At 38.8% G+C, this 11,880-nt stretch carries 13 protein-coding genes; 9 read left to right on the top strand and 4 right to left on the bottom strand.

Features of this window, described 5'->3' with window-relative positions:
* Positions 1-368: aminotransferase class III-fold pyridoxal phosphate-dependent enzyme (locus J671_RS23625; protein WP_031983684.1), on the bottom strand; the 368-nt coding region annotated here is incomplete at its 3' end.
* A gap of 135 nt (positions 369-503) precedes the next feature.
* Between J671_RS23625 and J671_RS23620 the strand changes: the two genes are divergently transcribed.
* From J671_RS23620 to J671_RS23580, 9 genes are all read left to right on the top strand, one after another.
* Positions 504-926, top strand: coding sequence for an Lrp/AsnC family transcriptional regulator (locus J671_RS23620; protein WP_009501788.1), 423 nt, complete (start codon positions 504-506; stop codon positions 924-926).
* A gap of 321 nt (positions 927-1,247) precedes the next feature.
* The gene (locus J671_RS23615) at positions 1,248-2,678 is read left to right on the top strand and encodes a gamma-aminobutyraldehyde dehydrogenase (RefSeq protein WP_004888102.1); all 1,431 of its coding nucleotides are present in this window, start codon (positions 1,248-1,250) and stop codon (positions 2,676-2,678) included.
* A gap of 28 nt (positions 2,679-2,706) precedes the next feature.
* Positions 2,707-3,477 (top strand): nuclear transport factor 2 family protein, encoded by a 771-nt coding sequence (locus tag J671_RS23610; protein WP_002053578.1) that lies wholly within the window; start codon positions 2,707-2,709, stop codon positions 3,475-3,477.
* 59 nt (positions 3,478-3,536) lie between these two features.
* Positions 3,537-4,256, top strand: coding sequence for a FadR/GntR family transcriptional regulator (locus J671_RS23605; protein ID WP_004888103.1), 720 nt, complete (start codon positions 3,537-3,539; stop codon positions 4,254-4,256).
* 65 nt (positions 4,257-4,321) lie between these two features.
* A complete protein-coding gene (locus J671_RS23600) occupies positions 4,322-5,029 on the top strand; it encodes a cache domain-containing protein (protein ID WP_004888105.1) in 708 nt (235 codons plus the stop codon).
* Between the two features lie 190 nt (positions 5,030-5,219).
* Positions 5,220-6,551 (top strand): APC family permease, encoded by a 1,332-nt coding sequence (locus J671_RS23595; RefSeq protein ID WP_000428065.1) that lies wholly within the window; start codon positions 5,220-5,222, stop codon positions 6,549-6,551.
* A 19-nt stretch (positions 6,552-6,570) separates the two neighbouring features.
* Positions 6,571-8,016, top strand: a complete 1,446-nt coding sequence (locus tag J671_RS23590) for an NAD(P)/FAD-dependent oxidoreductase (RefSeq protein WP_006582057.1) — start codon at positions 6,571-6,573, stop codon at positions 8,014-8,016.
* A 144-nt stretch (positions 8,017-8,160) separates the two neighbouring features.
* On the top strand, positions 8,161-9,519 hold the full coding sequence (locus J671_RS23585; RefSeq protein ID WP_079377170.1) for an amino acid permease: 1,359 nt from the start codon (positions 8,161-8,163) through the stop codon (positions 9,517-9,519).
* Between the two features lie 377 nt (positions 9,520-9,896).
* Positions 9,897-10,256 carry a hypothetical protein gene (locus tag J671_RS23580; protein ID WP_000416091.1) on the top strand — a complete coding sequence of 120 codons (360 nt, stop codon included), beginning with the start codon at positions 9,897-9,899 and terminating at the stop codon, positions 10,254-10,256.
* Positions 10,257-10,397: 141 nt separating this feature from the next.
* On the opposite strand, the gene J671_RS23575 is transcribed toward J671_RS23580, so the two are convergent.
* The 3 genes from J671_RS23575 to J671_RS23565 form a co-directional block, all read right to left on the bottom strand.
* On the bottom strand, positions 10,398-11,075 hold the full coding sequence (locus tag J671_RS23575) for a DUF799 domain-containing protein (protein ID WP_004888114.1): 678 nt from the start codon (positions 11,073-11,075) through the stop codon (positions 10,398-10,400).
* On the bottom strand, positions 11,072-11,440 hold the full coding sequence (locus tag J671_RS23570; RefSeq protein ID WP_002047997.1) for a DUF4810 domain-containing protein: 369 nt from the start codon (positions 11,438-11,440) through the stop codon (positions 11,072-11,074). Before J671_RS23570 ends, J671_RS23575 begins: the two co-directional genes overlap by 4 nt.
* A gap of 161 nt (positions 11,441-11,601) precedes the next feature.
* The coding region (locus J671_RS23565; RefSeq protein ID WP_031983380.1) for a transposase at positions 11,602-11,880 on the bottom strand (279 nt) is incomplete at its 5' end.

Here is an 11,880-nt window from a genome sequence, read left to right as displayed (position 1 = left end):
TCGAGTCCAACTTTACGAGCAAGCTTTAATGCTGCTTCATTTGCTTCTGCACCTGAGTTACAGAAGAATACTTTGTCTGCAAATGTATTTTCAGTGAGTTGTTTAGCAAGACGCAGTACTGGTTCATTGGTATAACCATTGCCGACATGCCAAAGTTTTTTTGCTTGTTCTGTTAACGCATTGACTGCCACTGGATGCGCATGACCTAATGCATTTACTGCAATCCCGCCTGCAAAATCGATATATTCTTTATTTTCTTGATCCCAGATACGTGAACCTTCACCACGTACCGGAATAAAATTTGCCGGTGCAAATACTGGAACCATCCATTCGTTAAAGTCATTTCTGGAAACTGCAAAATTATTCATTGTGGCTTTCCCATCAAATTAAGATTATTAGGATTATCGATGGGTCTATTATTAAAAATCAAAATGACTCACAAAATTTGTAATTTAGTAAAAAATGAATTATTTTTTATCAATCTGATAATTGACAATGACATTATGGACAATATTGATCAAATTATTTTAGGTTTACTTAAAGATAACGCACGGATGTCTGTAACCGAGATAGCCGAAAAAGTTCATGTTTCAAGAGCAACGGTTAAAAAGAGAATGGAATATCTCGAGTCTTCCGGCATCATTACTGGATATACGGTTCGTTTTAAACCAAATGCTGAACGCAATGTCATCCGCGCATGGATGAGCATTATGGTCGAGGGTACTAAAGCACAGTCTGTGATTAAAGAACTACGTCTGGAAAGCGCGGTTGAATGTCTGCATAAAACTAACGGTAAATGGGATATTTTGGTCGAGCTACGCTCCGACACCTTAGAAAACTTTGATAAAGTTTTAGAAAGAATTAGAAATATTTCAGGTATTTACAATAGTGAAACTAGCATTTTGCTGGCGAGTCATAAGACCTAATCATTACGTTAAATCTCAAATTAAATATGGGATGAGCTGACTATACGACTGAGCTCATCCATTTTCCTTTCATTCAAAAAATTCTCTATGGCCGCTCGTTAAATCTAAAAACACCATTCCAACGATGAACCTATTCTAATAATCCTCAATAAATTTTTAATTTTTTTAAATAATCAAAATCAAAAACTTAAAACACCTTCTCAGTTGAACTCACCCTTTTTCTACTTAATCCCCTCATCAAAGCATTTGACAGAAAATTTAAAACATAATACATATAGTATTATATGTTATATGTTAAAACCTAAGGACAAGGTATAAAAAATGGCTAAAACTCAACTACAACACTTCATTAACGGCGAATATGTTGCTAGCAAAGGAAATGATTTCTTCGATTTGGTAAGCCCAGTCACTGGTGAAGTCTATGCACAATCGCCGAATGCGACCGAGGCAGAAGTTGATGCAGCTTATGCTGCTGCAAAAGAAGCATTTAAAATTTGGGGACGTAGTACACCTTCGACTCGTCAAAAAGCATTACTGAATTTGGCAGATGCTATTGAAGCAAATGCTGACCGTTTGATTGAAGCGCAAAGCCGCAATACAGGTCAGTTAAAACATTTAATTGCATCTGAAGAAGTGGGTGCATCAGCAGATCAAGTTCGTTTCTTTGCAGGTGCTGCCCGCTTACTTGATGGCACAGCAACTGGCGAATATTTAGAAGGTTTAACTTCTTCTATTCGCCGCGAACCAGTCGGTGTGGTTGGTCAGGTTACACCTTGGAACTATCCACTCATGATGGCAATTTGGAAAATTGCTCCTGCTTTGGCAGCGGGTAACACTGTCGTATTAAAACCAAGTGACACAACACCTGAAAGTACCCTCTTACTTGCAGAAATTGCTGCACCATTTTTTCCGAAAGGTGCATTTAACGTGGTGTTAGGCCAAGCACAAGTCGGTTCAAAAGTTGTATCACACAAAACCCCTGCTCTCGTTTCTATTACAGGTTCAGTTCGTGCCGGATTACAAGTTGCTGCTTCTGCTGCGGCAAATTTAGCAAAAGCTCATCTTGAACTTGGCGGTAAAGCACCTGTACTGGTTTTTGAAGATGCTGATCTTGATAAAGCCGTAGAAATGATTGCTTTAACAGGCTATTTCAACGCAGGTCAAGACTGTACTGCTGCAACACGTGTGATTGTGGCTGAATCTGTTCATGACGAGTTTTTAGCTAAACTTATTGAAGCTGCAAAAAATACACGTTTTGGCGAACCAGATGATCAAGACGCGCTTTATGGTCCTCTTAACAATGCCAATCAATTAAAGAATGTTAAAGCGTTTATCGACAACTTACCTGCTCATGCCAAAGTTGAAACAGGCGGAAAACAGGCAGACCGCCCAGGCTTCTATTTTGAACCGACTGTTATTAGTGGTTTAAAACAACACGACGATGCTATTCAGAACGAAATTTTTGGACCAGTGATTACCGTTCAGAAATTTACAGATGAAAATGATGCCATTGAAAAAGCCAACGATGTTGAATATGGCCTAGCTTCAAGTGTTTGGACCAAAGATCATGCTCGCGCAACACGTCTGTCACGTGAACTTGATTTCGGTACAGTTTGGATTAATACCCATATTCCTTTAACCGCGGAAATGCCACACGGCGGCTTCAAAAAATCAGGATATGGTAAAGATTTATCTGGCTACGGTTTTGAAGAATATACCCGTGTTAAACATGTGATGAGTTCAAACGAATAATAACAATGCGTTTTGAAAGGAGATCAAAATGAATAAGCAAGAAATGAAAGACTTGGTGACTAAAGCACACCACGAGTTATTTAATTTGCATGACACCACTGCTCTAGACCGTTATTTTTCTGAAGACTTTATAGAGCACTCACCACTCGTTGCAAATGGTATTTCAGGTTTACGTCAACTGGTAGAAGACTGCCCAGATATGCAACACGAAGCTGTACGTGTACTCGCAGATGGTGACTTGGTTGCAATTCATGGCCGCTTTCAGGGCTTAGATGAAAAACCATTGGTTGGGTTTGATATTTACCGAGTAAAAGACGGCAAAATTGTCGAGCATTGGGATGGTCTTGTGGCAGAAGCTGCGCCAAATGTAAGCGGTAGAACTCAACTAGATGGTCCAACTGAAATCGTAACTCACCATGACCCAGAGAAAAACCGCGAGATTGTGACGTCTTTCTTTAAGAAGTCATTAATTGATGGCAATTATGATGCCTTTAAAGAATATACCGACGGCGACCAGTTCATTCAACATAGTCCAGATATTGGTGATGGCGTTAAAGCAGTCATTGATTTTTTGAACAATATCCGTAATGAAGGACAAGGTTTGGTATACTCAAAAACGCATCGCTCCATTGCTGATGGTCAATTTGTATTGACACATTCCGAAGGCAGTATTGCTGGTAACCGACATGCATATTTTGAATTATGGCGTGTAGATAATGGCAAAATTGTTGAACTTTGGGATGCAATACCGGCTGTGCCTGAAGATGAACAGGCTGTCCATGGTTATGGCGTGTTTTAATAACTATTTATCCGCTTCATTAAGCTAAGTCTTTTGACTTAGCTTTTAGAGAATTCGCCATGTCAGCATATACGATAATTTTTGCACCTATTGCTCAAGCAACTCGTTCGGAACAAGTTGTAGAACGCTTGGAAAATGCAATTATCTCTGGTTTGCTCAAAAGCAATGAACAACTTCCTAATGAAGCAGACTTAGCACGCTTAATGGGAGTTTCGCCAATCACTGTTCGCGAAGCATTAAATACTTTACGTGTAAAGGGTTTAATTGATACACGTCGTGGAAGAAATGGTGGAAGTTTTGTTTGTGAGCTACCTTCTGATTTACTTTTAAATCAACATCCTTTGCGCCAAGCTTCAAATGAGTATCTTGCCGATTTAGGCGAGTTTCACAGTGCAATTTTAAGTCATAGTGCCTATCTGGCCGCTCAAAGAACTACTGAATATGAACTTAACAAAATAAAAGAGTTAATTGAACAATTTGAACAAGCTGTTGAAGCAGATACACGTGCACAGCTTGATTTACGTTGTTTGCTAACGCTTACCTCATTTGCCCAATCTGCAAGGCTGGCAAATCAGGAACTCACGATTCAGGCTGAATGGGCTCCGCTTATCGCCGTACTTTATCAAGATGATGATTTTCACCGTGAGGTTGTAAAACAATATCACCATCTTTTGTCGTCTTTTAAGGAAAACAATGAAAATGAAGCTGTGATTCAAGCCCGAAAAATAGTTTCAATGCTCACTGACCAAATGCTTCGGTATAAGTTATCGAGTGAATAAAAATAATAAATATGATGGCTTATCAATAATCAAGTTAGAAATATGGAATTTTAGGAGTTATAGGAATGACCCAACAGTTAGATATAGAAGAGCTACAAAATTTGTTAAAGACGGTGGTTGACGAAACAACCTCTATTACAGAAAAACTCGCAACTAAGGCGAGCAAGATTTTGTCAAAGCATGCATCTGAAAAAAATACAGATATTAAACTTTCAACTTCAGAACGCTCTGCTTTGCAAAAGGAAATTAAAAAAGCACTGAATCAGAGCCATTACAGTCAAGGAACTGGTTTTGCGAGTTATAGTCCGGCAACTCAAGAGGAACAAGACTACTGGACACTCGAATGGTGGTATAAAAAAGAAGATCAATTACAACAAGCAAAACTTGAAAACTATCAAAATGCGCAGCGCTTTTTAGATTTCCGCTCATTTGAGTGGTTCCATAAACCTGCACAAAATAAAAGTCCATGCATACATGGACCTTATGTTGATTATATCTGTAATGGTGCCTACACCATTACCATTGCCCACCCTGTCATGATTCATGACCACTTTATTGGCGTCATTGCGACCGATATTTTAGTTTCGGCTCTCGAAAAACTGCTTATGCCCAAACTCAAAAATATTAAGCAAAAGACTGTCATTATGAATGATTCATCTCGGGTCATTACTTCAAATGACATTAGCATCAGAACCGGGACATTATTTAAAGAAAAGACTGAACAACAGTTTTTCTCGCAACCATGTCAGTCTTTCCAGCTGGTTGTCATCTAAAAAGAATATTGGCCTTTTATTCTCGCTTTAGTGTGCCATCAAGGTGATATAGCACTTTAAGCCCTTAGCTGTTGTTCAAACTTTCTTCAAATAGACTTGTTTATTCAGGTCTAGGGGAAGTTTTGGCCTAAAAATAGCATCGCCTTTCTGGATGAAAAGCAAAAACAACGAAATTTGAGGTTGAAAAGACATGGAAAATAAAGCGTCTTCCTTAAAAAAACTATCACTATGGCAAGTCACAATTATTGGTATTGCCTATATGACCCCCATGACGGTTTTTGATACTTTCGGTATTGTTTCCGGAATTACCAATGGTCATGTTCCCCTCGCATATTTACTTGCTTTAGGCGCGATGCTGCTTACTGCTTGGAGCTATGCGAGGTTTAGTAAAAACTCAGAAAGATCAGGTTCGGCCTATAGTTATACTGCAGAAAGTTTAGGGCCTAGAAGTGGATTTTTCGTTGGCTGGTGCTCTCTACTCGACTATCTGTTATTACCGCTTATTAATGTGTTGCTGGCTGCAATTTATCTCACCGCACTCATTCCGAGTATGCCTTATTGGTTTTGGGTGCTGGTATCGGCGGGCCTTGTGACTTTAGTCAACTGTTTCCGTATTCGGTTACTTGCCAACTTAAGTCTCGTATTTGTGTTTGCTCCGATTATTCTCATGGTCATTTTTGTATATTTAGTGGTTCGAGGTATTGGTTCGACCCAAGGTTATGAGCATGTGCTTACTCTGGCTCCACTATGGCATGGTCAACAATCGCTATTACCGCTTGTTGCTGGTGCTTCGGTTTTATGTTTTTCATTTTTAGGTTTTGATGCAGTTACTACCCTTTCAAATGAAACCAAACAACCCACCAAGAATATTCCCCGAGCAGTCATGTTAACCACACTTGCGGGTGGGCTTATTTTCTTCACAGCTGCTTGGTTTATTCAACTTTATTTTCCAAACAATGTTCGCTTTCATCATCCTTCAGAAGCATTACCAGAAATTGTGCTTTATGTGGGTGGTGCTTTGTTTCAGTCCATATTCTTATGCGGCCAAATTATGAACACAGTCGCCTCAGGTCTTGCCTCACATGCCAGTGCTTCGCGTTTACTGTATATAATGGGGTCCGACAATATTTTTCCTAAAAAGTATTTTGGAACCATCCATAGCTCTTTAGGGACACCATTTTTCTCGGTTTTATTTGTCGGGCTTATTTCAATGTCAGCTATTTTCTTAGATTTAGCTCAAGTTGTTAGTCTGATCAGTTTTGGTGCGCTCGTTGCTTTTACAGCCGTAAACTTCTCAGTTTTTATGAAATTTTATATTAAAGATAAACAACGTTCAGGTTTTAAAAATAAATTTCTAAACCTGTTTTTACCGTTGTTATCGGTCATTAGCATTATTTGTTTATGGCTCAATCTCGACTCATCTTCACTGATTTTTGGATGCTTCTGGTTAACTTTAGGCATTCTCTTATTCATTTATAAAACGATTAAAAAACAAAGTATTGCAATTAGTAATGCTTATTAATTTTTTAAGGAACGTCGTCATGAAAATTATTTCTAAACCTCAACTTTTAAAAGATGTGGAATATAAACCAAGTAAGTCTTTACAAGTGGGTAAAGAATGGAGCTGGTTAAATCCAAAACACGCGAAATTTGACTCAACTACGGTTAATGGCACTTCGGTAAATAACCCAGCAAACTACTATGAAAGTTCCCTGTCCGATTGGCATACATTTGACAGTTTAAATGCTGATATTGAATGTGATGTGGTGGTTATTGGTGGTGGTTTATTAGGTTCATCGACTGCCCTACACTTAGCTGAACAAGGCGTAGATACCGTTTTATTAGAAAAAAACCGTATTGGTAGTGCAGCTTCAGGGCGAAATGGCGGACAACTTACCCCAGGTTTAGCACGCTGGGAAGCTCAAGAAATGGCTGACCGATTAAGTTATGAAGATGCCAAAAAGCTATGGCATTTTACTTCTACGGAAGCCATGCAACTCATTGATGATATCTCTGAAAAATACCAACTCAACTTTGACCGTAAATACGGGCATATTACTGCCGCCGTTCATGAAGGACATTTGGTTGGCTTAACCCAAGGTGCCGATGCCCGAAAATACTTAGGTGAAGACCATACTCGTATTGTGGGTAAACATGAACTCATGGACTTTATTAAGTCAGACTACTATACAGGCGGTTTAATTGATGAGTTAGGTGGACAAATTCATCCGTTGGCTCTAAACCGTGGTTTAATTTATGGCTTTTGCAAAAACGGCGGTAGTGTTTATGAACAAACAGAAGTTATTTCAATAGAAGAAAAGGCAGATGGTATTTATGTTCACACAGCAAATGCAGTCGTGAAAGCCAAAAAGTCTGTAGTTTTAGCGGTACACCATGCCTCGTTTAAACTTTTATCTGAGCAGAACAATACCACTATTCCGTTTTACACTTATGTCGCGACCACCGCTCCTTTAGAGTTTGATACCAAAGAGCTTCTGCCATTTGGACATCCGGTTTATGACACTCAGTTCCAGATTGATTACTACCGTCCTGTGTTTAACAACCGCTTATTATTTGGTGGGCAAGGTACTGGCACATGCTGGGGGCCAGAGAAAACTTTAAATTACCTAGAGCATCGAATTCATACAGTTTTCCCTCAAATTAAAAATCTAGAAATGGATTTTGTCTGGAGTGGCACTACTGATTTAACCGTTAATGGTGCAGTCGACAGCCGTAAGTTTGGTAACAAGTTCCCGATTTATGCAGTTCACGGCTGGAGTGGACATGGTGTTGCACAGACGGTACGCATTGGTAAAGCCATTGCAAATGACTTTGTTGGGCAATCTAATGACTTTGAAATGTTATCTAACATTGACCATCAAAATATTATTTTTGGCCGTACGCTTGCCCCTGTCGTTATTCCACTCGCAAAAAGTATGTATGGCATCGGTGCAATGATTAACCCAGGCAAAATGGTATCTTTCTAATTTAGAAAAACATCATTTTCTAAAAAGGATTCGTACAGTTTTGTGCGAATCTTTTTATATAAAGGCAATATTGCTTTTCAAACTAGGTTATCCCTATTCAATCCATTACAATAGCGCCAGCTTTTTTAGACAGCGCATAGTATTTTGAGTAACTCATCTTCCCAATTAAAACGTGGACTTAAAAATCGTCACATCCAGTTAATCGCTATGGGTGGTGCTGTGGGCACAGGACTTTTTTTAGGCTCTGCACAAGTCATTCAGTCTGCTGGTCCTTCAATCATTTTGGGTTATGCCATTGTTGGTTTGGTTGCATTTTTAATTATGCGCCAAATGGGTGAAATGATTGTCGAAGAACCTGTAGTTGGCTCTTTTAGCTATTTTGCACAAAAGTATTGGGGAAGATTTCCCGGTTTTTTATCGGGCTGGAACTATTGGGTTGTGTACATTTTAGTTGCGATGACTGAGCTTACCGCCGTGGCTAAATATGTACATTATTGGTGGCCTCATATTCCAGCATGGGTTTCGGTTTTATTTTTCTTTGTGCTGGTCACGTGCTTGAACTTAGGCAATGTTAAATTTTATGGCGAATCTGAATTTTGGTTAGCCATTATTAAAGTTACCGCAGTCATTTCAATGATTGTGTTTGGCTTATATTTATTACTTACAGCCGGCAATGATTCTATAGCGAGCTTTTCAAACCTATGGCAACATGGCGGATTTTTCCCGCATGGCTTTTCGGGTTTGTTCTATATGCTCGCCTTTTTAATGTTTGCATTTGGCGGTATTGAACTGATTGGAATGACCGCTGCTGAAGCAGAAAATCCTGAAAAAAGTATTCCACAAGCGATCAACCAAGTTATTTTTCGAATTTTGGTTTTTTACGTGGCCTCGCTCGCAATTATTATGTCGCTTATTCCATGGAACCAACTGGACCTTGGTGGTTTAGATAAAAGCCCTTTTGTCATGATTTTTAGTCAGCTTGGCATTGGTTGGGCGGCACATTTACTTAACTTTATTATTTTGACTGCTGCACTTTCAGTTTATAACAGCGGCATGTATGCCAACAGCCGAATGTTGTATGGGCTGGCAGTACAGGGCAATGCCCCTAAAGTCTTTGCAAAAGTAAGCAAACAAGGTGTACCCACAGCTGCTGTGGTCTTCTCTTCTATCCTGATTTTTGGGTGTGTTTTACTCAACTACTTTGTACCAGAAGAAGCTTTAAGCCATCTTATGTATATGGCTGTTGCAGCTTTAGTTTTGAACTGGGCGATTATTAGCTTTACCCATTTAAAGTTTAAGCAAGCTATGAAACTAGATGGAAAAGTTGCCAAATTTCCTGCTCTATTTTCGCCTTTGAGTAACTATGTCGTGCTCGCTTTTATCGGCATGATTTTATACATTATGTGGACTCAAGGCTTTAAAGAATCAGTAATTTTAATTCCGATCTGGATTACTTTAATGCTTGGTTTATATAAAGTGTTAAGGTTAGATAAATCACTCTGAACGTCCTAAAAGGCTTATTCAAACAGAATAAGCCTTTATTGTTTTAAGCGGCTGTAAACAAGTCTCACCTCTTTGCAAATTTCAACAGACCAAATATCTGCATCTCGTCTGATCAATTCTCCATCACTTAGTAGTTTTTAGTTATATGCTATCCCTTTAAAAATGGTGCTTAAGACATTTTAAGAGATGATTATTAAGGTACAAGTGTTTACATGATCTATAAATATTTGTGTCAATGTTCAGCTAAAATCGTGGCTGACCAGATATATCGCGATCATCAATCAGAAAAAGACGCTTCATAAATAGCTCTTTTATCCACTTTACTGATTTTGCTCCATTCACTGCGTCGCTTAATGATGAAAGACAGGAAAAATTTTATGGAAAAAACGCTGCAATGCCCAAAGTGTGGTTCTACAGAAATTGAAACACGTGACCATGACAAACTACTTAAAACCACTGGCGGTGTTTTATTAACAGCTGCAGGGACTACAGCGGGTACCGTAGGTGGTGCTGCAACAGGTGCTTCTATAGGAGCAGCGATTGGTACTGTAGCTGGACCATTAGGTGTAATTGTTGGCGGTACTGTAGGCACATTTGTCGGTGCAATCAGTGCAGGTATTACTGGCGGTGTAGTGGGTAATATTTTTGGTAAAAAAGCAGGTGTAATGATCGATAAAAATATATTTCAGGACTACCGCTGCCTAAAATGCAAATACCGTTTTAAAGTAAAGAAATAAACTAATTTCAATTGAATTAAGCAGGTAAAATCAATTTTCAACTGACTCTCCTGCTTAAACTCAACTTTTATAAAGCGCTCCAAATCATAAAGATATGAAGCAACTTGTCTAATAAATTAAAACCCAAATTTAGATTTTAATTTACTTCGCAATTCCATCTTGTTGGTACTGAGGTGAGCGTGGGCCATATAATAAGCCTGTACCCGGACTATAAGGAGTCGGAGTAAACAGTTGAGCATTTACCATACTTGCTATTGGATAAGCACGATCATTAAAGTTGCTAGAAATCTGTTCAACCAAAGCACCGACTACAGCACCAAGTAAACCAGAGTTATTATCACTACTTGATTGGGATAACTTTTTCTCACCAGTCCAAATCACATCGCCTGTTTTTAAATCCACAAGTTTTGCATCTGCACTTACTGTAGCAACACTTTGGATCACTTGATATTTAGAGCCATATTCTTTAATTCGAATGTATAAAGCGGCATCTGCACCAAAAATCTCTTGTAATTTTTGAGGAGCAATAGACTGCGCATCACTGCCATTGGTGACACCATTCTCTTTAAACATGTTGTCTACAACAGAGATGGGAAAAACATAATAGCCAGCTTCTGCTACAGGCGCTATTACGGTTGGCCAATAACTGTAAGTCGCTTTTACATCCGGTGAATCATTGACTGGTTGCAATACCAAAATTGACTTTGGCATGTGAGCTTTATAAGCGGTTATGTCTTTATTCGGTGCCGGAGTAACTGCACAACCAGTAAATGTAATGCTAGAAATAACCAAACCAGCAATTAGAAACTTCTTAATCATGATTTTGTATTCCCACCATTCGCATTCATTTTTTGCAATAAGCGATCCATTAAAACTGTAGACTCTGGATAGACTTGACGTTCAAGCTGGAAATACTCGATTGCTTTTTGAGAATTATTTTCTTGTAAATACAATAACCCTAAATGCGCATATAACCCCGGCGGAACAGCTAGGCCCTTACCTTTAGTTTTTTGAATCTCAGCTTCTAATGTCGTGATTTGTGCACTTGGTGTCGCTTTTTCAGGTGCGGTATACATCAAATAAGTTTGATGCGGATAACTTCCCCAATTATATAAAGATTGAGGACCAGTGGCACAGCCCACCAATCCCAAAGCAAGAACACTACTTAAAACAATTTTTTTCATCTAACACATATCCAAAATTATTGAATTGACCAACGGTTATTTTGAATATCTGTTACAAGATTATTTACTGCTTCACGAACAGCTAAATCGAGCACTTTACCATTTAAAGGGCTTTGTTGCATAAACATTCAAAAGCTGAGTTCTCCCCAATCCATTCAAATTTAAGACACAACTTGGGTGCGAGGTCTACCTAATTCCGTAAATCTATTCAGAACTGCCACACGCGCATGAATTTCATTGACCTGACTTTGAAAATGTCTTGCCGTCAGCCTATCACCTAATAATTTGATGCAATGCATCTTGGTTTCCACCAAACTACGACGGTGATAACCCGACCATTTTTTCCATAGGGTTCTGCCTAAATGTTTAACCGTTTGAAGTAACTCATTTCGTTCTATTGAACTTATTTTAGAATCTTTCCAGGGCTTGGCATTCTTTCT

The sequence above is a fragment of the Acinetobacter sp. 1130196 genome (genome assembly GCF_000588095.1).
Lineage (GTDB): Bacteria > Pseudomonadota > Gammaproteobacteria > Pseudomonadales > Moraxellaceae > Acinetobacter > Acinetobacter nosocomialis.
This window is presented reverse-complemented; position numbering and strand designations above follow the sequence as displayed.